17 protein-coding genes are annotated in these 23271 nt (G+C 33.0%); 5 read left to right on the forward strand and 12 right to left on the reverse strand.

Translation table 11 applies throughout. The annotated features are described in order from the left end of the window. Positions 1 to 30 precede the first annotated feature (30 nt). From FUA22_RS01915 to FUA22_RS01935, 5 genes are all read left to right on the forward strand, one after another. Positions 31 to 930 (forward strand): sterol desaturase family protein, encoded by a 900-nt coding sequence (locus tag FUA22_RS01915; RefSeq protein WP_147766032.1) that lies wholly within the window; start codon positions 31 to 33, stop codon positions 928 to 930. Continuing rightward, positions 927 to 1739, forward strand: coding sequence for an SDR family NAD(P)-dependent oxidoreductase (locus tag FUA22_RS01920; RefSeq protein WP_147766034.1), 813 nt, complete (start codon positions 927 to 929; stop codon positions 1737 to 1739). Before FUA22_RS01915 ends, FUA22_RS01920 begins: the two co-directional genes overlap by 4 nt. Before the next feature lie 341 nt (positions 1740 to 2080). Beyond that, complete coding sequence (locus FUA22_RS01925) at positions 2081 to 2554, forward strand: lipocalin-like domain-containing protein (RefSeq protein WP_147766036.1); 474 nt, start codon at positions 2081 to 2083, stop codon at positions 2552 to 2554. A gap of 10 nt (positions 2555 to 2564) precedes the next feature. Continuing rightward, positions 2565 to 2990, forward strand: coding sequence for a hypothetical protein (locus FUA22_RS01930; protein WP_147766038.1), 426 nt, complete (start codon positions 2565 to 2567; stop codon positions 2988 to 2990). Positions 2991 to 3013: 23 nt separating this feature from the next. Beyond that, the gene (locus FUA22_RS01935; protein ID WP_147766040.1) at positions 3014 to 3274 is read left to right on the forward strand and encodes a hypothetical protein; all 261 of its coding nucleotides are present in this window, start codon (positions 3014 to 3016) and stop codon (positions 3272 to 3274) included. A 174-nt stretch (positions 3275 to 3448) separates the two neighbouring features. Here the strand turns inward: FUA22_RS01935 and FUA22_RS01940 are convergent, their stop codons facing one another. The 12 genes from FUA22_RS01940 to tamL form a co-directional block, all read right to left on the reverse strand. Continuing rightward, the gene (locus FUA22_RS01940) at positions 3449 to 5698 is read right to left on the reverse strand and encodes an efflux RND transporter permease subunit (RefSeq protein WP_147766042.1); all 2250 of its coding nucleotides are present in this window, start codon (positions 5696 to 5698) and stop codon (positions 3449 to 3451) included. Then, the gene (locus FUA22_RS01945) at positions 5691 to 7037 is read right to left on the reverse strand and encodes a cytochrome P450 (RefSeq protein ID WP_147766044.1); all 1347 of its coding nucleotides are present in this window, start codon (positions 7035 to 7037) and stop codon (positions 5691 to 5693) included. Before FUA22_RS01945 ends, FUA22_RS01940 begins: the two co-directional genes overlap by 8 nt. Positions 7038 to 7049: 12 nt before the next feature. Beyond that, entirely contained in the window at positions 7050 to 8171 is a 1122-nt protein-coding gene (locus tag FUA22_RS01950; protein WP_147766047.1) for a hypothetical protein, read from the reverse strand. A gap of 5 nt (positions 8172 to 8176) precedes the next feature. Next, complete coding sequence (locus FUA22_RS01955) at positions 8177 to 11014, reverse strand: aminotransferase class III-fold pyridoxal phosphate-dependent enzyme (RefSeq protein WP_147766050.1); 2838 nt, start codon at positions 11012 to 11014, stop codon at positions 8177 to 8179. A gap of 11 nt (positions 11015 to 11025) precedes the next feature. Further along, positions 11026 to 12054: a hypothetical protein gene (locus FUA22_RS01960; RefSeq protein WP_147766052.1), complete on the reverse strand. Its 1029-nt coding sequence runs from the start codon at positions 12052 to 12054 to the stop codon at positions 11026 to 11028. Then, positions 12041 to 13570, reverse strand: coding sequence for a B12-binding domain-containing radical SAM protein (locus FUA22_RS01965; protein ID WP_147766054.1), 1530 nt, complete (start codon positions 13568 to 13570; stop codon positions 12041 to 12043). The genes FUA22_RS01960 and FUA22_RS01965 overlap by 14 nt, the downstream gene beginning before the upstream one ends. A 41-nt stretch (positions 13571 to 13611) precedes the next feature. Further along, positions 13612 to 14904 (reverse strand): B12-binding domain-containing radical SAM protein, encoded by a 1293-nt coding sequence (locus FUA22_RS01970; RefSeq protein WP_147766056.1) that lies wholly within the window; start codon positions 14902 to 14904, stop codon positions 13612 to 13614. Between the two features lie 333 nt (positions 14905 to 15237). Beyond that, entirely contained in the window at positions 15238 to 17511 is a 2274-nt protein-coding gene (locus FUA22_RS01975) for a polyribonucleotide nucleotidyltransferase (protein ID WP_147766058.1), read from the reverse strand. 319 nt (positions 17512 to 17830) lie between these two features. Continuing rightward, the gene (gene rpsO / locus FUA22_RS01980; RefSeq protein ID WP_147766060.1) at positions 17831 to 18100 is read right to left on the reverse strand and encodes a 30S ribosomal protein S15; all 270 of its coding nucleotides are present in this window, start codon (positions 18098 to 18100) and stop codon (positions 17831 to 17833) included. Positions 18101 to 18228: 128 nt separating this feature from the next. After that, on the reverse strand, positions 18229 to 19086 hold the full coding sequence (accD, locus tag FUA22_RS01985; RefSeq protein WP_147766062.1) for an acetyl-CoA carboxylase, carboxyltransferase subunit beta: 858 nt from the start codon (positions 19084 to 19086) through the stop codon (positions 18229 to 18231). Between the two features lie 315 nt (positions 19087 to 19401). After that, on the reverse strand, positions 19402 to 20469 hold the full coding sequence (gene fbaA, locus FUA22_RS01990; protein ID WP_147766064.1) for a class II fructose-bisphosphate aldolase: 1068 nt from the start codon (positions 20467 to 20469) through the stop codon (positions 19402 to 19404). Positions 20470 to 20602: 133 nt separating this feature from the next. Continuing rightward, entirely contained in the window at positions 20603 to 23128 is a 2526-nt protein-coding gene (gene tamL / locus FUA22_RS01995; protein WP_147766066.1) for a translocation and assembly module lipoprotein TamL, read from the reverse strand. Between the last annotated feature and the right edge of the window lie 143 nt (positions 23129 to 23271).

Below are 23271 nucleotides of genomic sequence, written 5' to 3' on the forward strand. Positions count from 1 at the left end.
GATGAAATATATTAAATTAAAAAAGGCAAAATGGAACTAGAATTAAATGAATTATCTAAATATGTTATTCCTGTCTTCAGTTTTTTGATAGTTTTCGAATACTTATTGGTTCGACATCATTTCGAACTAAAGGAATCTCTTTCAGGGATATTTATTGGAGTAGGAGCTTCATTAATATCATTATTCTCAAAAACTATTGCATTAGCTATTTTTATCTTAATCTTTAATTTATTAAAGGATTTTAGATTACAATATTTAGGGTATGAATCGCTTGGATGGATATGGTATGTTTGGTTTTTTGCAATTGTAAGTGACGATTTTAACTTTTATTGGCATCATCGATTTAGTCATAGTATAAGATTACTTTGGGCGGCTCATGTGCCTCATCATTCAAGTAAAACTTATAACTTTATTATTGGTCTGAGAAATGGCTGGTTTATTAGTTTATATAAGCCAATTTATTGGATTTGGATGGCAGCGGTGGGATTTGAGCCATTAATGATAGCAGGATGTCTTATTATAAATAGTGTATATCAGTTTTTCTTACATACACAATTGGTTCCCAATCTGGGGATACTCGAAAAAGTATTTAACACACCAAAACTACATATTGTTCATCATTCCTGTAATATAGAATATCTCGATAAAAACCATGGTGGTATATTCATTATTTGGGACAAATTATTTGGCACCTATAAACCTTACTTTGCTGAAATTAGTCCTCAATATGGAATATTGAAAGATCCAAATACTCATAACCCATTCATTTTAAATATACATGAGTTTTATAGTATTTGTAAAGATGTAAAAAAGACATCTTGTTGGTTAAATAAGTTAAAATATATCTTTTATCCACCAGGGTGGAGTCCAAATGGTGAGACACTTACAACAAAACAACTTCAAAAACAATTCTTAAAACAAAAATCATGAAAAAGACAGAATATAAAACAGCTCTTGTAACAGGTGCAGCATCTGGATTAGGATTTGAGTTTTCGTTATTATTGGCAGCAGATAATTATAACCTTGTTATGGTCGATATAGAACCTTTAAAGCTTGAAAAAGCAAAGAATCATATTGAAAAACAGAGTCCTATCTCAATTATGACATTGGTTAAAGATTTAAGTCAACAAAATATTGCCATAGAAATTTTTAAGAGTTTAGATGTGACTATAGATGTTTTGGTTAATAATGCTGGTTTTGGTCTTTTTGGTCCTTTTAATACTACAAATTGGCAAAGAGAATCGGATATGCTGAATTTACATATTAACACTACTACGCAATTAACAAAATTAGCTTTAAAATTCATGGTAGAACAAGGTCATGGAAGGATATTAAATGTAGCTTCATTGGCTGCTTTTCAACCTGGTCCGCTAATGTCAATATACTATGCGTCAAAAGCTTATATATTGTCTTTTTCTCGGGCTATTTCTAATGAATTAAAAGGTAGCGGAGTAACTGTCACCGCACTTTGTCCCGGACAAACTAAAACTGGATTTCAAGAAGTGGTTTCAGAATCAGCTGCTCCAAATAAAATTAAAATGAATATAGCAGATGCTAAGGCAGTTGCGAAATTTGGTTACAATGCCATGTTAAAGGGTAAAACAATTGCTATCCCAGGAATTATAAATAGGTTATTTGCATTTGCTACAAGATTTATTCCTAGAGATACCGTAACATCTATTGTTAGGAAACTTCAAGAAAAAAATAGATCCAAACAATTAAACTATGGCAATTTTTAAAACTAAAGATTATGAAAACTATTAAAAGCTGTCCTAAATTATCTACCATACATTTTGTAGGACATGAAAATAGGTTAAGAATATAGCTTTGAGTTGTAATCAAAAAGGCTATAAAGAAGTAATTGTATACGATTCTCTAATAATAATTTATAGGAACCCAATGAATTTTATTATAAAGAATGATTGAATAATCCTATAGTTTGACAGAATAGTTAAAGGGCTAATTTTGTTAAAAGGATACTTTTATAAATGTCACATTCATGCAATATTTAAAAACAAAATATTTTAATCTCTCAGAATCAATTATTAGCAATTTTAAGTTCATTTAAAACATTTTAATCATGAAAACAAAACATGCTTTCTTTTTGGGATTACTAATTTCATTCATTCTTTGTCTAGGTTGTTCTAAGAGTGATGATGCTACAGATGCTGAAAAAACTTTAGAGGAACAATTTATAGGTATATGGAAACCAATAAAATTCGTTGCGGCGTGCTCTTCTGGGAGCTCGGAAACAGAAATTTATTCTACTTGTGAGCAAACAGGAAGGTTAACTATTAATGCGAATGGCAATTGGGCTGAAACTTATTTTTATGAATATACAGATAATATGTGCGAAGAAGATGGGGTCTCTAACGGGACTTGGAAAATAGTTAATGGTAAATTAATAGTTAACGAAAGCGAATTTGAAGAGGCAGAAGTTACTTTTTTTGAAATCTCTGGAAATACTTTAAAAGTTGGGCAATATGATGATGATTACCCTTGTGGGGCTGATGATACGTCATCATATTATTATAAAGAATATATTAAAATTTAATTGTTTTATTATGAGAAACTCATATAATCTGCTATTAACAGTGCTTTTATTTCTGGTATTCACATTGAATTTAAATGCGCAAGAAGGATTTAGAGCCGAAGTTAACATAGGACCTGCTATTGGAGACTCTAAAGAGTATTTCTCCTATGCACTTCAAGGAAATTTTTATTATTTATGGAAACTGTCTGAATCTTTTGATCTAGGAATTAATACTGGGGTTTTATTGTTTTTAGGAGAAGGTAATAATGCAGATGGCTCAAATGGTTTGTTTAGTTCAATTCCGGATGTTTTTATACCAATTTCAGTGGCCTCAAGAATCAATCTTTCAGAATCATTCTATGCAGGGTTAGATATTGGTTATGCTTTAAGTGCTAATGCCTTTGGAGATAGTGATGGCAGTTTAATAGAAGAAGATAATGGGAACATATTTGAGTAAATAATTTTTTTAAACTAGTAATTATGAAAACAATAAGAACTCATTTAAGTTTAATAATACTATGCTTAACATTTTTGTTATGTTTTAAAGTGCATTCACAAAAAGAAGTTAAAAAAGTAAGAATTTATAAGGTTTGGGTAGAACTTACAAATAAAACCAAACAAAAGGGTTTTTTGTATGCTGTTGATGATAAATCCTTAAAGATTATACGTGATTTACCATTAGAAAAAGAAAGTGAAATACTTATAATTAAGGCCGAAGATATTTACCAAATAAGGATTTAGAGATAAGGAAAAATAGTGAGCACTCTTTTTCTCCAGCATTTAATCAGTCGCTTTGAAATACTCATTTACTTCTCAAAAAAATCAAACATAAGTTCGCTGTTATGTTAGTGCTTAATTGATATTGTTATTGAATATAGCATTAATTCAAACTTTAATGAAATACGCTTTAATACCTTAAATGTATTTTTTAAACCAATTCAAAATCAATATAGGGGCTAAAACCAAGTCTACAGTTAAAGTAACAATACACATAATACCTACTATTAAACCCAGAGTGAAAATCTCATAAGAATTAGAAATAAGTAAAACGAAAAATCCCCCGATTAAAATAATACTAGTGGCTAGAATAGCTTTTCCTGATTCAATTAATGCTTTATCAATTGCTTCTTTTATATCCGCCCCTTTTTTTCGTTCAAATTGAAACTTACTTAGTAAATGAATGGTGTCATCTATAGCTATTACAAAACCAACAGTAAATATTAAGGTAATTTCTCCTCTAAGTTCTAAGTTAGTAAACCCAAGTATACCAGCAGAAATAATTAATGGAATAATATTTAAAATTAGAGTAAGTACAGTTAAACTTAAGCTTCTAAAAATTAAACCTAAAATTAGTGCTACCACCATAATAATCATTATCAACCCAACTACCATTTTTTGAATACTTAAATGGTGTGCCCTATCGATTAAATGATCTAGGCCGGATATTCTGGCATTAACTGGTGCTGTGCCAATAATTAATTCCAGGTCTTTCATAACTTCTTGGTTAAAAGATTTAATGTCATCTCTACCAATATCGTTGATTTGGCCTGAAAACTTAAAAACGGTTCTGTCCGTATCAAATAAAAATGTATTGTTTGCTTTTGAAAGAAACTCTTTTTCTGCTTTTTTTACATTTCTTTCGTTTAATATTGAGGCGAAACTTGAGTCATCATCCAATCCGAGATAGCCTAGCGCCGCTCGATAATAAGTGATGGGCGATTTTAATGTATTTACTTTTTTATCCTTTGAAAGATAGTCATGAATGGTATTGGATAACTTAAGTAGTTCAACATTATTTAGTTGATGTCCCTGTTCAGATGTTAACACCAACTCAAAAGTTCTGGAGCCCCCAAAATTCGTCTCAAAAAACTGATAGTCTGTAAACAATTCGCTATTTTCTGGAATGGAATATTGATGCGTATTGGTATTTATCGTACGCATCCCGAACAAAGAAATTACAATTAAAACAAAATAAAAAAGGATGACTTTTTTGGGCTTTAGTTTTAATCGATCGATTTTTTCTAGAAGAAATTCCCATATTATATGGTATATAGCTCTAACAGCAAAAACATTCTTTGTTTTGAATAAATTGAAAAATGTAGGCACGAGTAAAATGGTCAATACGTAAGTTAGTAATACAACTATGGCAGACTCCATGCCAAAATCCCTCATGGCTTTCATTGGAGAAATGATAAGTATAAAAAAGCCTAGAGCTGTTGTGAATGATGTGATAAAAGTAGTCCAACCAATTTCCTTTAATGTTAATACTGTAGCCTCATGAACCGATTTTTGATTGATGCTCGTCTCCATATTAAATTTTATGCACATATGGATAATATCTGAAATACCGACAATTAATATAATTGTAGGAAACAAATTAGACATGGTGCCTAGTGGCCTGTCAAACATCACCATACCACCTACAAATAATATGATTACAGATGTAATTAAAATTAATGGGAGCACAAGAGCCAATGGGTTTTTAAATATTAAAAGCAGTGCAATACACATGAAAATAAATATCCATAAACCTAGCTTTCCTATTTCCTGAATCAATATTTTTTCAAAGGATTTATCTATGTATTTTCTTCCCCAAGTGTATATAGCTATTTCTTTATAATCTTTCTTAATAACTTCAATTGCTCTCATTACTGAGTCTAGCTGTTCATTATTGATAATATCCTCAATCTCAACCCATATAAATAAAGCTTCAAGGTTTTTCGACATAAAATTTTGCGTGGTGTCGAAGTTTTTTAACGCACGCACCTTATTAAACTTAATGTTGTTTATATCACTATAGTCAACATATGGCAACTCCATGGACCCAAATAATGTTTTCTCGATGTATTTAGAATTATGAACTCCAGTAACCTGTTTTACATATTCCAAGTTTTTTATGGTATTGGAAAGACTTCTGATATTGTTTAATAGTGCGTTACTGAATGTAGAATCCTTATTTTGAATACCAACCAATACTAAATATTCATCCTTTTGAAGCTTGGTGTTTACGTTTTCATAGAACGTGTAATCTGGATCATCCGTAGGAAAGAATTGCGAAACGTCGGTATTTATTTTTATTGAAGAGACCTTTCCTAGTGAAAAGATGAGCAAACCAATAATAATTATAATAAATACGAGTCGGTATTTTATCAACGTATTAATCATCTAAGCTCTTTATTTTAGCGATCACTTTATCAGGGCACAGTATGGCCAATGGTCTTGGAATGAGTTTTTGGTTTTCAATAATTTCAACATCAAATTTACCTAATATCTTTATAATCGCTAAGTGCATAACCATGATTGAAAAATAATCTCCAATGCATTTTCGGGGTCCCCAGCCGAAAGGCATAAAGTAATGTTTGGGTCTGTTTTTTGAGTTTATTTCGTTAAACCTTTCTGGATTGAATTCCTCTGGGTTTTTCCAATATTTTGGATTCCGATGTATGTTAAGCATGGAAATACAAACCGACTTTCCTTTCGGAAAAACATAGCCCTTAATGGTGCATTTTTGTTTGGTTTTTCTCCATATGGAAAAAGCCGATGGGTAAAGCCTCATAGTTTCAAATAGGGCCTTTGTGGTTTCAGGAAAGTCTTTATAAAAACGTGATGTAAACGTATAGCCTTCAGGGGTGTTTTTAATCTCATGTTTTATTTTTTGAAAGCATTTAGGGTTTTGTCCCATCATTAACCAAAATAATGACAGAGTAGAAGAAGTTGGAAAATAGGCGCCTGCTAGCATGGTTTTCATTTCATCAATTATGAGCCTACGATTTTTTGAAAACAAATCTGGACTCCCTAAACCCTGAAGCAGTGCATGGATTAGGTCTGGTTTAACTCTTTTAGATTTCAGCCGTTTAGATAAAAGCGGGCTGAGTATATTATCAACTCTTCGCCCCAAATTTTTAAGCGAAAGATGTGTCTTGGTTGGAACCCATAATGGAATATAAAATGGTAACCCATCACTCATGTATTTTGTGCTGGTTAAAACTATATTTTGCACATCTGGGATATATGGTTTTAAATCTGTATCAAAAAACACCTTGCCAGATATCATGATGGTTAAATGCTCCATTTCTTTTGCAATATCGATTAGTTCATTTTTATCAGAAAACGGCGAGACACATTCATCTAAATAATCATTAATTGTAGTAATTGTTTCATTTATACTTTCATGAACAGATTTATATCTAAAAACTGAATAAAGTAACTTTCGTTGCGACGCCCATGAAGCCCCTTCGTTGGTTACCAATCCTTCTCCAAATACAGCTCTTGTTCTTTTACTAATAAAATCTTGCTGATTAAAATATTTTAAATCCTTCAATAAAATTTCTTTTCCAACATCAGCATCATTAACAAGATAAAAAAGGTGACTACATTTGACAACTGCACCATATTTATGCATTAAGTCATGAAAGTGAAACGCCGGATACTCGTTTCTTCTATTTAAGAAATTCAGAAAATTAGGCCCTTTTACTTTAATTACATCCATATTGGCTGCTTTCATATTTAATTACGCTCAGATAGTTTTATTATAAATTCGATATGTTTTGGTGCGAATTCCACCAATTTTATGAAGGACGGAGTTCATAATGTTATTTGATTCGAGAACGTAACCAGCCTCGGCCTCAATAACATTATTTTGAATAAGGGCCTTCGTAATTTTATGATATAATATAAGATCTAGACCCAGTCCGCTATAGTTTTTTAATACGCCTAAAATCATGACCCTGGCCTTATTTATTTTTCTCTTATACCATAAAAGTTTGAGAAAGCCAAAAGGAAGCAGTTTGCCATTTTTCACATGCTTTATGGCCTGATTTAAATCGGGTACAGCCAAAATAAAACCAATAATATCGTTGCCTTTTTCTGCTATTAATGCCAGCTCTAGCGGAGCAATCAATTTTAATTCGTTAGCCATTTTTTTAAATTCAATTTCGTTTAATGGTATAAAGCCCCAATTGTTCTGATTACAAGCGTTGTAAACGTTTCTTAGTCTGCTTATATCGTGGTCAAAAGTTTTTTTTGAAACAGGTCTAATTGTAATGCCTTTTTTATCCATGGATTGCGTGCACCTTTTTAGAACATTGCCATATTTCTGTTCGATTTGTTTTCCATCAAACCAATAGGAATACAGGTCTAGTTCTTTTTCAAATCCACAGAGGGTTAAAAGTGTATCATAATATTTATAGTTGTAAGGCATTGATATCACATTAGGGTTTTTAAATCCATTAATAAGAATGCCACAGGAATCGTTGGTAGTTAAATTTGTAGGGCCAATAATTTTTGTTAAGCTTTCATCTTTAAGCCAATTTTGGGCTTTGTTAAAAAGAGCTTTTGCAACTTCTGGATTATTAATGGCATCAAAATACCCAAAAAAACCAGCTTCATCTTTGTAGAGCTTAAGATGTACTTGATTTTTAATTACAGCAATTCGTCCAACAGTTTTATGACCTGAAAAGGCCAGAAACAACGTAATTTTAGAGTGTTTAAAAAAAGGATTATCTTTTGTAATCATTGACTTTGTTGTGACATAGAGCTCTCCTGCATAAAGCGGATTGTCCTTGTACAAGTCAAAAGGGAACTGAATAAATTTCTTTTGGTCTGCATTCGTTTTTACTTCTAAAACTTCAATTCCCATTTACATTACAGATTTAGAGTTGTGCTTGGAAGCGTTTTTAAATGCTTGAAACCATGTTTTTCTCCAAGCTTTCCTATGTCTTGAACTTGCGAAATTTTAAGGCTTCCGTAGGAATATGACGTTTTGCTTTGTTCAAAACCCAGTAGCATAGTTTCGCACATACAAGCAAAAGCTTCTCCTGATTCAATAGGTAGTCCTTTAGGGTGCAAGTCTTCGTTATTTGGAAGCTGCACAATGCCTCCTTTTTTGGTTTTAATATCTTGGTTATTCAAAAGTTCGTCAGTACAGTTTGAGGGTACCGATATATCACAAACCAGACTGCCTGCCTTAAAATGCTCCGTTTTTAAAAAAGGCTCCCCTTGGTTCGTTGCTACCACCGCTATGTCGCATTCTTTAAGGTCCTTTAGATTACAGGACATTTTAACAGGGGCATCTTTTTTGGAAAACTCCATGTTATAGAGTTCACACAATTTGCCTGAATTTAAAAATGTACTATCTGCCTTTGCTTTTTTTAACAATGTGCTACCAAGAAATCTTTTATGAAGTTTTCCAAGTTGAACAGAGGTTTTGTTTAAAAGATCGGACAGTAATTGTTTTAATAATAGCTCAGCGTGACCTATAGTTTTATTTTCAGAATTTTTGAAATTTCCAACTAACAACAAACTGTCGCAGTGATCCAGCAGAAGTATTGATAGAACAGTTGCAATATTCCCACCAGCACCTATAACCGCAATTTTGGTAAACGCCTTTTTTCTTTCCCTAATTTCCATATGAACCTGCTTTAACGCAGAATACACTGTAAAACTATTCCCTGTAGTAATATTTAATTTGGAATTGTTTACTGCACGACCATTTTGCATGATAATGGATGTAAACTGCCCTAATCCAATTGTAGTAATGCCCATTTTATATAGAAAATTTATGGCTTTACTACAGGTATCTTGATAGTATTTTAAATAATGTCGAGACCGATTTAATTGTTCTTTTATTGTTTTTGAAATAAAAGGCACGCCCACAAACGTTATCGTAATTTTTTCCCCATATAAATTTCTAATTTCGTTCCGACCTAATAGTACAGGAGCACCAAATCTTGTACATTTTAAGGCGAAATCAGATATCACTCCATTTGGCAATCCATCTAAAGACGGGATACATTGTTTAATAGAACCTAAATTGATGTAATGCACTAGAAAGCCAACATTGGTCAAACTATGACTATCGTCATCCAATTGAATGGTTCCAACATCAAATTGCTTTATTGCCCTTAAATTTTGATGCTTTTCTTCTAATACAGGACTAATTAATGCGTAAAAATCGTTGCATTGTAATATATAGCATAAAGTATCGATTGCACTTATAAAATAATCTATGGACGATTTTGAAATGAAAGCACTGGGGTGAATTCTAATTGTTTTTGAGTTTGAAAGCGTAACTGAAGCTCGAATATGTTCTTTGTTCAGTAAATAAGAAGAAAGCATATATCCGAAATAATCTGATCTTGATAACGATTGTAGGCCGTAACATTGACTAAGATCAAAGTCTTTAAACGAAATACCTATCATCAAGCCATCACCACGGATATCTGTAATAATATCTGCATATTTGGTTTTTATTTTGCGTAATGCCTGACGAATATATATTCCACTGTTGATAATATTTTTTTTCTGATCGACAGCTATGTCAATGGCTTTTAAAGCTATTAGAGAGGAGATGTCGTCATCAGAAAAGGTTGAGGTATGCTTCATTTCAAATTCAGGAATATAGGCATCGGTATTAATTACCAAAGCACTAATTTTGGCAAGTCCGCCCCCTAACGATTTTCCCATTACATAATAATCTGCGAATACTTTTGATTTGAAAGAGGATAAAAATTCTCCCGTTCTATAAAAACCACATTGTATTTCATCAAAAATTAGTGGTATGCCGTTCTTTTCGGCTTCAGTTTTGAGATTTTTCAATAGGGTTTCCGGAGCAACATGAATGCCACTTTCGCCTAAAATAGGCTCAATAATAATGGCTGTAATCGCATTCATTTTTTTATGCTTTATCAGAAGTTTGCCTTTTGCATTTAGTTTAGGGATTTCCAGGATAAAGCTATTGACCGAAATATGATTCTTGATGTTCTCTAAATCCCATTCAAAAAATTTGGTGCTTATGGGAGAGGTTTGAAAAAAGGGGTTTTTGTATTTAATATTATTGGTTATAGATAATGCTCCCAAAGTTTTACCATGATAAGACCCTTTTGATGCAAGTACGCATTTTTCATAATGTTTTATTTTATGACTATTAGAGGCTTCGATATCTTTTTTTAAGCCCTCAAAACTGTTATAGTTTTTATCATTATAATTTAATTGAATACTGTCTTTTTGAGCGTTATAAAAGTTTTTAATATTTAGAAAAGCTAACTCTTGCTCTTCGAAAAATGCGTTCAAATTTTTATTGAAACTCAAGAACGCATGCTTGATAGCTGCTTCAATGGCTTCACTTCCAGAATTTAGAAATGTGCAATAGTACTTCTTGCCACTTTTAGATGAGATTAGATTGCCTATTTTTTTGCTTAATAAAGCAGATCCTGAACGAACAGACAATTGAGTATGCACCGGCACTTCTTGGTCATATAAGGATTTTATGTATTCCCTTAACTCGAAATTGTTATGACCTAATAATAACGAACCATAGCCTCCGGTTAAATCTAAAACCTTAACTTCCTTCTCTTTATTAAAGTAATACACAAAATCACCTTGAGCTCTATGATACACTTTATCCAATTTTAATGCACCTATTAATTCGCTAATTAATGGTTTAGAAAAATCTTTGTATATAGTTTTAATATCGTCTCCCATAGCGCCCCTATTTATCCTCTATTAAAGTTTTTTTTACGAATATCAACCATTGTTGGCTGCAAGCTATAGGTCAATAAGTTTTTGCTCCATTTAAAAATTGAGGAAACAAGTCTGTTTTTATGATAAATGAACATTTTTTTGTTATGGGGTGTGGCCCCCAATCGGTTTTTAGAAACTTCGGCCGTTTGACCAAAATTTATGGTAGTGCTTGATACAGCTATGGCTTCTTTTATGATTTGAATTAAATTGTTGTAATACGAATCAAATGCATCTCTAAGCTCATAATTTATGCCTCCAAACAAGAAATAGTATATGTTGTTAAATGAAGTGCTGATATGCCATGCAAGTAGCTTGTTTTCCGAATAGAAAGAGTGTAGCTTAAATTCAGATGGTAAATTGATAAAAAAATCAAAGTTCAAAACTTCTAATTTTGTTTTGGATACCTTCAGAACATCCAAATAAAGATTATAGTGTTCCGTGGTAAACATTGCGCATAAATTTTCCTTTAATATAACATTGGAGAATTTATCTTGAGCTTTTAATATGCGCCTTCTATGATTATGCCGCATGGTATCTAAATAAGCTTCCCAACTGGGAATCTTCAAGTTAAAAATCATGGAAGGCAGTGTTTGCATTTCTATTATTTTTTTAATTTCAATAGGTACATCGTAATTTAAACATAGAATAATTCCATGTTCTTGACGCATGATATAATCAAGTATAGTTTCACAATACTCCTCAGCTCCAATAATGCCTTGCGCATCGACAGAAACAGGGATACCAATGATGGTCATTGGAAGTTTCAATTCATATTTAGCAAATGTCAACACATTTACCTTTAACGAATACACAACAGCTCCAGCGACCAACTTCTCATTTTTATGAGCCTGATAATATTTTTGGTTGCAATAATTATAAAGCTCAATATGTTTTAAAAACCTCACCCTTTGATAGGTGCTATCACATAATACATCCCAATCTAAATCTAACTTGTCGGCTGATTTTAAAGTTGTTATTTTTAAATTATTATCCAACCGCATTAGCCATATCTTCTGTAAAGCTTACCTCTTTAGTAACAAAATTTTGGAATGACGGATGATTAAATTTGCTGTTAAAGCTGTAATCCTTCAGTTCAATGCCTTTGTACCTTGAAATCATTAATTCTTTCTCAGAATGATGATTGTGCCCGTTGTAAAACTGTAATCCTATTTTTATAGCTCCCAAAATAATATTCCAATAGTTGATTGTCCATATAGATGGTAAGGTTCTAAATGTATTCTCATTGGCCCGCTTCATATTCAATATGGTTTTGCCATAAAGTTTAAGAAGTTCCCTATAATATTGTTTTTTTGTGAGTTTTGTAGGCAAAAGTTGATGCGATAAGTCAAATAAATCGTGTGCATCTTCTGGAACTGTTAAGTACGGTTTAAGATTCTTATAGTCCGCCGCACCGGGAAGAGGTGTGGCTGGCGATATATTTACATAGTACAGCTTACTTTCTTTTATAAACTTCCATAATTTATTCCAGTCCTTTTTAACATAATCTGCACCGGGGATTAACGAACCGTAGGTGTCCACTTTATATTTTCTTAATATTTCGATGGCTAATTTATTGTAATGTGCAGGAGATTGTTTGTTCATGTCCTTCAACTCTTCATCTGTAATGGCATCTAAACCAATAAAAACAGCTTTTAACCCCAATTCTGCCCATAACTTTATAACATCTTCATTTTCAACTATAAAATCAGCTCTGGCATAACAGAGGTAGTTTTTTTTGATATTATGAGCTTTAATAAGTTTTGCCAGTTTTTCAAGTCTACTATTATTAATCAAAAAAATATCATCAACTATATAAATCTCACTTTCCTCGATTGTTAATAATTCCTTTACGATAGATTCTGGTGAGCGACTATAAGGAAGTCCATCGGTAATTTTCCATGTGAAACAGAAATTGCATTTATACCAACATCCCCAAGTTGTTTTCATCGTAACCACTGGCTTATGCATTAAATAATAATATTTATGTTTTAAATGCTTCACCAAGTCCCTTCTTGGAAGGGGTAGTGTATCTGCTTTTGGCATGTAGGGTCGCTTTGGAGATTTTATCAGTTCGCCTTTCCGTATCGGAATAGCTACTCCGGGAATATCTAATAAAGATTGATTTTGTGCAATGGCGTTTATTATTTCAGACAATAGCATAGTACCATCCCCAATGCCAATAATGTCTACAGAAATATCAGCAAAATCTTCAGGTACAAGTGTTGCATGAACGCCGCCTACTATAGTTATACATTTTGGAGCAATTGTCTTAACATATCTAAAAATCTTAATTACCTCATTAGTTCCTGTTTTATAGCAACTGCTCACAACCACATCTGGGTTAAAGTCTTTAAATCGTTTTTTGAAACCTTTTTCAACCAAATGATCAAAAATCATGAGCTCATGCCCATTGATGCTTGCGGCAACATATTCTAGTTCCAGAGGTTCACATATCATAATATGCTTTAATCCGATGGTGTGTTTGGGAACAGGTGGGCGAACTAATAAAATTTTCATATTTGTAATTTTTAATCCATTTTTTAGATGTCTCAGAACAATTAAACAATACCTGGTGTTATGCCTTTTCGAATATGAGATTGGTAAATCATGTTGGTGCCAAACACAAATAATCTCATAAAGTAGTTTAGATTGGCGTGGTTTCCCTTTAATCGCTTTATGATGTTTTTTGTGGAATACAATCTTTTATATAGATCCCAATAACCTTCTTGCAAGGTTTGAGCGGACATTTTTTTAGGGTGAAAAACTGCAGACCCTCCTACATATTTTTCAATATCAAAATCAAAAATTCTTTCTTCTTTAATAAGTTGGTCATACATTGGTGTTCCGGGAACAGGTGTAAGGATGTACATTCTTGGTAAGGCGATTTTATTTTTCATAAGAAAATCAAATGTCTTGTCGAAAACGGTTTCATCGTCACCATCTAGCCCTAAAATCATTTCAGTACTTATTTCAATACCATGAGCTTTAATGTTTGCAAATGCGGTATTGTAATTTTGAGGATCATTCCATTCTTTATCAATATGCGTAAGACTAGCTTCGTTAACCGTTTCAATTCCAAAAGATAGGATCCTGCATCCACTATCATAAGCTAATTGAAGCATATCATCCTCCTTAGCTATTTGCAGACTACATTGGCTGGCCCAGATTATTTTTTCGGGGATTAATGCCGTCCAAAGTTCTTTGCAGTAATTAAAGTCTACCCCAATATTGTCATCGATAAAAGTAATATACTTACTGCCGTTTGCTTTGGCAGCTCTAACATCGCGAATCACCTGGTCAACAGGCCTCTTTCGATAACTACGTTTAAAAAATTCTGAAATGGAGCAAAATGTGCAAGGAAACGGACAGCCTCTTGTGGCTTGCACAGGTCTCCAAAAACCATAGTATTTGGCATTAAATTTATGATATGCAGGAGGCGGAAAGGAAGTAACATCTGGAACCGATTCCATTTTGTAAATAGACTTTACCTCATTGTTTAAATAATCTTTTAAAAACCTTGGCCAAGTATCTTCTGCTTCGCCTTTAATAATTACATCTGCATGGGGTCTGGTCATAGATTCATCGAATAAGGAAATGGCTATGCCTCCCATAACTACAATGGCACCTTTTCTTCTAAATTCGTCTCCAATTTGATATGCTCTAATGACTCCTGCTCCTCCCATACCAGTAAGTCCAACAATATCCCACCTTTCGTTCCAAGGAATAGGCTCTGACGTCTCAGACACACAAGTCACGTGAAAATATTCTGGTGTAATTGCAGCCAATTGTGGCATGGTCAACCCAGGTAAATAAGTTTTTCTTTGGATGATGGGTTCCCCCTTTTTATCCAAACCTGTCGGACTGATTAAAAGAATTCTCGGTTTTATCAAAATTACTTTAGAATTAAATTATTGTTAGGGAGAATAATAATTCCAAAGGCTTGCTCATGCAAAAATTTGAGATTTCAATGTAATCAAAATTTCTCGCAATTCAAAAAAAATATCCGCTTAAACATCTGATATAAATGGAATTATATTATTTAAATTCAAAAAGTTTAGCTAATATAATAAATTGAAAAATAGAAGAGAGCTTTATAAGATCCGACCTATTTATTCAAGTTATATAAGACAAAAAGCCCATCAATTTAAATTGACGGGCTTTCAAAAGTATGTATTCAAAAAGAATTAATCTTCTTTTTTGTCTTCTCTTGGTTTTCTATCGTCTCTGCGGTTATCTCTACCTCGATTATCACGTCCACGATTATCTCTACCTCGGTTATCACGTCCACTGCGGTTATCTCTAGAGTTATCTCTTGGTGGTCTTGCTATGTAACCTTCAGGTTTTGGTAAAATAGCTTTTCTAGATACTTTCTCTTTACGAGTTCTAGAATCAATACCAAAGTATTTTACATCAAATACATCACCCATGTTTACAACATCAGATACATTTTCAGTACGTTCCCATGCCAATTCACTAACGTGTAATAATACCTCATTTCCAGGAGCATCAACATATTCTACAACTGCACCAAAGTCAAGCATTTTAATGACTTTAACTTCATAAACGCTACCAACTACAGGCTTAAATAATAAAGAATCTATTTTTGCTAAAACAGCATCAATACCTTTACTACCAACACCTAAAACTTCAACAACACCTTCTTCAGTAACAGGATCTTCATTAATTACAATAGTAGTCTCAGTTTCTTTTTGTAATTCTTGAATTACTTTTCCACCAGGGCCAATTAAGGCACCAATAAATTCGTTAGGAATACGTCTTGTAACCATTGTAGGCGCATGATCCTTAACTTCAGCATTTGGAGTTTCAATAGTTTCAGTGATCTTACCTAAGATATGTAAACGACCATCACGAGCTTGTTTTAGAGCATTTACTAAAATCTCGTAACTTAATCCTTTTACTTTAATATCCATTTGGCAAGCTGTAATACCATCTTCAGTACCAGTAACTTTAAAGTCCATATCTCCTAAGTGATCTTCATCACCTAAAATATCAGATAATACAGCATATTTGCCAGATTCAGTATCAGTAATTAATCCCATTGCAATACCAGAAACAGGTTTCTTTAACTGTACACCAGCATCCATCATTGCCATTGTACCAGCACAAACAGTTGCCATTGAAGACGAACCATTCGATTCTAAAATCTCAGAAACCACACGTACTGTATAAGGACAATCTTCAGGAACCATACCTTTTAAAGCACGTTGTGCTAAATTACCATGTCCTACCTCACGACGAGATGTTCCACGAATAGGTCTAGCTTCACCCGTTGAAAAAGGAGGGAAGTTATAGTGTAAATAGAAACGCTCTTCACCTTCGTAAGATGGCATATCTATTTGGTTTGCTTCTCTACTTGTCCCTAAAGTAACTGTAGCTAAAGCTTGAGTTTCTCCACGTGTAAAGATTGAAGAGCCATGAGTAGAAGGCAAGTAATCAACCTCACACCAAATTGGTCTAATCTCGTCAGTTTTTCTACCATCTAAACGTAAACCTTCATTTAAGGTTAAATCTCTAACCGCCGCTTTTTCAGCTTTAGAGTAATATTTCGAAACTAAATCACCAAAATCTTCTAATTCTTCTTCAGAAAAAGTAGCTTTTATTTCTTCTTTAATTTCAGCAAATGCAGCTCCTCTTTCATGCTTTGCAGAACCAGCTTGTGCTACAGCATACACTTTATCGTATGCCATATCATGAATCTTTTTAGCTAAATCTTCATCTTCTCTTTCTGGCTCGTACTCACGAACTTCTTTTTTACCAAAAGCTTCTGCTAATGCAACTTGAGCAGCACATTGTACTTTAATAGCCTCATGTGCAAACTTAATAGCTTCAGTCATTTCTTCTTCAGAAATCTCATCCATTTCACCTTCAACCATCATAACAGAATCAGCAGAAGCACCAATCATCATATCGATGTCAGACTCTTCTAATTGAGCACGTGTTGGGTTTATAACGAATTCACCATTTACACGACCAACTCTAGCTTCAGAGATTGGGCATTCAAATGGGAAATCAGATAATTGAATAGCTGCAGAAGCCGCTAAACCTGCCATAGCATCAGGCATAACTTCATCATCATGAGACATTAACTGAATCATTACCTGAGTTTCAGAATGGTAATCTTTCGGGAATAATGGGCGTAAAACACGGTCTACTAAACGCATTGTTAATACCTCACCGTCACTTGGTCTAGCTTCTCTTTTAAAGAAACCACCAGGATAACGTCCAGCAGCAGCAAATTTTTCACGATAATCTACCGTTAAAGGTAAAAAGTCTACGTCTGCTTGTTTGTAGTTGGAAACAACTGTACATAGTAACATACATTTTCCAGATTGCACAACAACGCTACCATGCGCTTGTTTTGCTAATTTTCCAGTTTCAATAGAGATTTCTCTACCGTCACCAAGGTCTATAACCTCTTTAAATGTTTTTGGAATCATAAATTTTTTCTTCTCGTTCAAGCAAACCTATGCCTGAATCATGTTAAACAATGGTCGTTGTGTTGTTGTAGTTGTTGTGTGAGACATGTAAATGTCTGTGACCAATGAAAAACTATAATTAGCTTCTTCTAATTTTCGGAGTTTTAACTCTCCCGAATAGAGTATTTATATTTTGGGCGTTACCCGCAAGGGGTCGGGCTTTCGGTAGTCGCTCTCTTTGAGGAGCTCCAACAATACCTCAATCCCTAACGCACCCTTCGACTTCGCTCAGGGTAAAAAATAAAAACCACGCTAAATGCGTGGTCTTTACTTATTGTGATTATTTTCTTAATCCTAATTCTTTAACTATCGCACGATATCTTAAGATATCTTTTTTAGTTAAGTAATCTAATAACGCTCTACGCTTACCTACTAATTTTACTAACGAACGCTCAGTGTTATAATCTTTACGATTGTTTTTTAAGTGTTCAGTTAAATGGTTAATTCTGTGAGTAAACAACGCAATTTGCGCTTCCGCAGTACCAGAATCGTTTTTCCCTTTTCCGTGTTTTGCGAAGATTTCTTCTTTAATTTCTTTTGTTAAATACATGCTAATATTATTGTAAATGATTTTTATGTATACGAAAGGTCTTCTTTCGAGCGGCAAATATACGGTTTTTTATTGATTTGCAAATGAATATATTGAAAAGAAAAAGCGACCTATTTAGGTCGCTTTTTTTATGCTCTTAAAGGTTGATTTAGTATTAAATCTATATACTGATTCACCCTGTTTTTTAAATCTCTGCGAAGAGTTATAAAATCTAAGAATCCGTGTTCTAATAAAAACTCAGAGGTTTGGAAACCATCGGGTAAATCTTGTCCTGTGGTGTCTTTGACTACTCTTGGTCCTGCGAACCCAATTAAAGCTCCTGGTTCACTAATATTAATATCACCTAACATAGCAAAAGAGGCTGTTGTTCCACCAGTAGTTGGGTCTGTACATAATGATATATAAGGTAATTTAGCTTCAGCCAATTGTGCTAACTTAACCGATGTTTTTGCAAGCTGCATTAAAGATAAGGCTGCTTCCATCATTCTTGCACCACCAGATTTAGAGATAACCATTAAAGGTAGTTCATGCTTTAATGCATAATCTGCTGCACGTGCAATTTTTTCGCCAACAACACTACCCATAGAGCCACCAATAAAACTAAAATCCATACAGGCAACTACTAAGTCTTTTCCTTTAGATTTACCAACTGCAGTTCTAACAGCATCTTTAAGTTTAGTTTTACTTTGAGCTGCTTTTAAGCGGTCTGGATATTTTTTAGTGTCTTCAAATTTTAAAGGGTCTTTAGACTCTAAGCCAGCATCAAGTTCTTTAAACTTATTATCATCAAAAAGTATTTCGAAATATTCTTTACTACCTATACGTACGTGATAACCATCTTCTGGACTTACATAAAAGTTCTGTTCTAGCTCTTCTGTGTCTACAATTTTACCGGTTGGTGATTTGTACCAAAGTCCTTTAGGAGTGTCCTTTTTTTCTTCGGTTGTAGTGGTTATTCCTTTATTTTTTCTTTTAAACCAAGACATATGATTTATAATTTTAGTTTTACAATGATACCAATATTTAATGATTTATCATTGTATTTGTGTTAAGGATTACTCATGCATATTGATCGTAAATTATGAAATCGTGAATGCACAGCATTTGAGGCATTTGTTGGAGCTCCTCAAAGAGAGCGACTGCCAAAAGCCTGAAGACAAAATTAAACCTTTTTTTAATTTTGTGGTAACACCCAAGTACTTTATTGTAATGCGTGCATATTACTTTTTTGAAGTATGGGTAAAAGAAAAGGCTCTGATAACTCAGAACCTTTTTATAATTAGAATACTTAAAATATTGATTTATAAAGTATTTACATTGTTTAAATCTTCAAAAGCCTTCTTTAAACGCTCAACAAAAGTTTTTTCTCCTTCGCGTAACCAAACACGTGGATCATAATATTTTTTGTTAGGCACGTCATCTCCGTCCGGGTTTCCAATTTGAGATTGTAAGTAACCAGATTTATCACTCATGTAATTGCGAATACCGCTCATAAATGCATATTGTAAATCAGTATCGATATTCATTTTAATTACGCCGTAGCTAATACCTTCTCTAATTTCTTCTACCGTAGAACCAGAACCACCGTGGAATACAAAATCTATATGATTATGCTCTACACCATATTTTTCTGTAATATATTCTTGAGAATTCTTTAAGATTTTAGGTGTTAACTTAACGTTTCCTGGTTTGTAAACTCCATGTACGTTACCAAAAGCTGCTGCAATTGTAAATTGAGGACTTACTTTGCTTAACTCTTCATAAGCATAAGCTACTTCTTCTGGTTGTGTGTATAATTTAGAATCATCTACATCTGTATTATCCACACCATCTTCTTCACCACCTGTAATACCAAGTTCAATTTCTAAAGTCATACCCATTTTGCTCATACGCTCTAAATAGGTTTTACAAATTTCAATGTTTTCTTCAATTGGCTCTTCAGAAAGGTCAATCATATGAGAACTGAAAAGTGATTTTCCAGTTTCTGCAAAGTGTTTTTCACTTGCATCTAATAAACCATCAATCCAAGGTAATAGTTTTTTAGCACAGTGGTCTGTATGTAAAATAACAGGAACACCATATTCTACAGCTAAGGTGTGAACATGTTTAGCTCCGGCTACTGCACCTGCAATAGCTGCTTTTTGTCCTTCATTGCTTAAACCTTTACCAGCATTAAACTGTGCACCACCGTTAGAAAATTGAATAATAACAGGAGCATTTAAATCTCTTGCAGTTTCTAAAACTCCGTTTATAGTGTCTGAACCAATAACATTAACAGCAGGAAGTGCGTAATTGTTAGCTTTTGCATGGTTGAAAATAGCTTGAACTTCCTGACCTGTAGCTACTCCCGGTTTTATATTGTGTCCCATTTTTGAATTAATTTTAATTTAGTAATTAGTGGCAGCAAAAGTAATTAAAATTTAGAGAATTACAGTCAGTTTTTTGTACTGAAAAGATGAATTAACCACTAAAACGTTATAGTATAAATTATTGAAAAGGAGCTTAAAAGGGGTAGTTTATACCTATGTTATAAACGGCATTTGAGAAGTTATAATCTTTTAACCATCTATTTCCTAATTCATAAACAGGGTCATAGGTTTTAAAGCCTATATCAAAACGAAATACGAAAAAGCTAAAATCATATCGTAAGCCAAAACCAGAACCAACAGCAATATCTTTTAATGAGTTCAAACTTGTAAAAGTGGCTCTTTCATCTTCAACATCATCTAGGGCATTCCATATATTTCCTGCGTCAACAAATAGGGCGCCATTTAAATTTTCAAAAATATTAAAACGTTGTTCCAAATTAAAAGCTAATTTTAAATTAGCTTCATTAAATTCATTTGCGGATTGTAAACTTCCAGGACCTAGGCGGTAAGCAGTCCACGCTCTATTATCATTTGGACCTCCTGCAAAGAAACTTTTTGAAAATGGAATATTGGTAGAGTTTCCGTAAGGAATGGCAATACCAAAAAAGCTTCTAAATGCTAATACATTTTTTTTTCCTAAATCCCAGTGTTTTGTGTATTCTAATTCAGTTTTAGCGTACTGAGAGAAAGCCACATTAAATAGTTTGTAACGGTCGTTCTCGTCTTTCTCAAGACCTAAAAGCTTTGAGGTAGTAGATAATAAATTACCAGCTAACTCAACTTTAAATCTAAAAATGGAGAAGTTTTCATCAAATAAATTGGTTCTTCCATCATTGGTAAAACTAAAGCTAGATGACAGTATTAGATTGTTTTCTGTTAGACGTTCTTTTCTTTCGTCTATACTATTTATTGTTGATAATTGGCTTTCTGAAATCTCATTTGGTGTATTATCAGCAAGGGCGTAATCAATAAATGTATTAGCGCCATCAGGTATAGATAAATCTGCATCTTCATCAATATAATTTACATCTTTTGCGGTTTGATTTAAAAGGTCATAAGAGTTTTGATAAACCTCAAAGTAGTTGTCAATATTAATGTTTCTTACGTATTGTATATTGAATAAATCGAGCCTATTTGTTTTTTTACTATTGGGAAACCAGTTATAATTAAGGGTTCCTGTAAAAGTTTGTTTATCAAGGCCAATGTTAGTTTGCCCCGAAGTTGATATACCAATTCTTGTATTGGGCGACATGTATTTTGGTATAATTCGTTCGGTATAGAAAGGTGATAATAATCTAGGAATTGTAAGTTTCACGTCAAGACCTAATTCATTAATATCGAAGAATGGATCATCGGGGTTATTTTTATCTTTTGAGGCTCCAACTGAACCAATAGCTGAAACTTGTAATGTTTCAGCACCTCTAAAAATATTTCGAATTAAAAGACTTGGATTTACTGAAAAACCTATAGTTTGAATATTACTTTGGGATATATCTGCTCCCATGCTTAAGCTAAATTTCTTTAATGGAGCTAATTTGATAGTGCTTGAAAGCGAATTATCTAAATTTTCGGCATATTCAATATTTGGGTATTTAAACGTGAGCAATTGGTTAATATGTCTATATGTTAGCGTTCTATCTCTATCTCTAAAAATATCTCCCGGTGTTATAAAAATAGCATCGGTTAAAGCTCTTGGTTTATAACGCATTTTCCCGTAGCTATAAAATGTATAGCCTCCAAATTTAATCGTGTCTTGTGGAGTTTGGTTTCTTTTATCGTAAGAGTAATCAGTATAAATATTTACTTCACGAATATCGTAAATTTTAAATGGCTCTCTTCTAATAGAGTCTGGAGTTCTAATTGCTCTATTTTGAATTTGAACCCCCACATTAACCTTTTTATTTGTTCCAACGGTATCTATTTCAAAGGTTACATAATCTTGATTGAAATGGTAAACACCAGAATTCCTTAATTCATTAGAAATTCGTTCTCTTTCTTGCTCAAAATTATTAGTTCTGTATTGCTCATTTGATTTTATTAGTGCTTTTTCTTTTGTGTTTTGATAAATAGAATCCACAATTTCTGACTTTACATTAGATGAAATAGAATCTAGAATAAAAGCCTCTCCAGTGTTTATAATATATTCAATTTGAGCACGTTTATTGTCGTTTTTTTTAAGTTTGTAGTCTGTGTTTACATCAAACCAACCATTATTTATATAGTGATTTTGGAAACGTCCAATAGACTTTTTTGTTTGTGATTCATTTACAATAACAGGAGCTTCTCCAGTTTTTCTTAACCAATTATTGAAACCAACCGAAGATTCTTTTAGTTTATCAACCTGCTTTTTTGATAATTTTCGAGTTAATCGTTCTCTACGATTAGGCTTTTTATCTAGCCAAACTTCAAATAAAGAGTCTCTATTTTCTCTACCTAAGTTATATACGTGTAATCTTAAGGGAACGCCTAAAATCTTTCTGTTTGGATTTTGAGCCAACAAATTATTAATGGTTTCAGAGTTCTCTTTTTTACCGTTTACCAATATGGTATTATCTGTTAAAAGGTATTCGTCTTCAGCAACTCTTTTGGTAGCCTCACATCCTGTTAAGCATTCAATAAATAATAAGAAAACTAATATTTTTGAGAGAAGCTTTTTCAAATGAAACTAAAAATTAATAAGGGTTCTGTTGTTTATAAATTAAAAGAAATAATATTTATTGAGTACGTGCTCAAAAATACACTATTTCATCTGTTTATTTAAATAATTTTAATCTTGGGTAACCATAACCAGATTTTTTATTT

The sequence above is a fragment of the Seonamhaeicola maritimus genome, from assembly GCF_008056315.1.
Taxonomy (GTDB): domain Bacteria; phylum Bacteroidota; class Bacteroidia; order Flavobacteriales; family Flavobacteriaceae; genus Seonamhaeicola; species Seonamhaeicola maritimus.

Bases quoted from the DNA above. Each gene is read 5' to 3' on its own strand.
- FUA22_RS01915 (WP_147766032.1), top strand. From the start codon at position 31: ATGGAACTAGAATTAAATGAATTATCTAAATATGTTATTCCTGTCTTC.
- FUA22_RS01920 (WP_147766034.1), top strand. From the start codon at position 927: ATGAAAAAGACAGAATATAAAACAGCTCTTGTAACAGGTGCAGCATCT.
- FUA22_RS01925 (WP_147766036.1), top strand. From the start codon at position 2,081: ATGAAAACAAAACATGCTTTCTTTTTGGGATTACTAATTTCATTCATT.
- FUA22_RS01930 (WP_147766038.1), top strand. From the start codon at position 2,565: ATGAGAAACTCATATAATCTGCTATTAACAGTGCTTTTATTTCTGGTA.
- FUA22_RS01935 (WP_147766040.1), top strand. From the start codon at position 3,014: ATGAAAACAATAAGAACTCATTTAAGTTTAATAATACTATGCTTAACA.
- FUA22_RS01940 (WP_147766042.1), bottom strand. From the start codon at position 5,698: ATGATTAATACGTTGATAAAATACCGACTCGTATTTATTATAATTATT.
- FUA22_RS01945 (WP_147766044.1), bottom strand. From the start codon at position 7,037: ATGAAAGCAGCCAATATGGATGTAATTAAAGTAAAAGGGCCTAATTTT.
- FUA22_RS01950 (WP_147766047.1), bottom strand. From the start codon at position 8,171: ATGGGAATTGAAGTTTTAGAAGTAAAAACGAATGCAGACCAAAAGAAA.
- FUA22_RS01955 (WP_147766050.1), bottom strand. From the start codon at position 11,014: ATGGGAGACGATATTAAAACTATATACAAAGATTTTTCTAAACCATTA.
- FUA22_RS01960 (WP_147766052.1), bottom strand. From the start codon at position 12,054: ATGCGGTTGGATAATAATTTAAAAATAACAACTTTAAAATCAGCCGAC.
- FUA22_RS01965 (WP_147766054.1), bottom strand. From the start codon at position 13,570: ATGAAAATTTTATTAGTTCGCCCACCTGTTCCCAAACACACCATCGGA.
- FUA22_RS01975 (WP_147766058.1), bottom strand. From the start codon at position 17,511: ATGATTCCAAAAACATTTAAAGAGGTTATAGACCTTGGTGACGGTAGA.
- rpsO (WP_147766060.1), bottom strand. From the start codon at position 18,100: ATGTATTTAACAAAAGAAATTAAAGAAGAAATCTTCGCAAAACACGGA.
- accD (WP_147766062.1), bottom strand. From the start codon at position 19,086: ATGTCTTGGTTTAAAAGAAAAAATAAAGGAATAACCACTACAACCGAA.
- fbaA (WP_147766064.1), bottom strand. From the start codon at position 20,469: ATGGGACACAATATAAAACCGGGAGTAGCTACAGGTCAGGAAGTTCAA.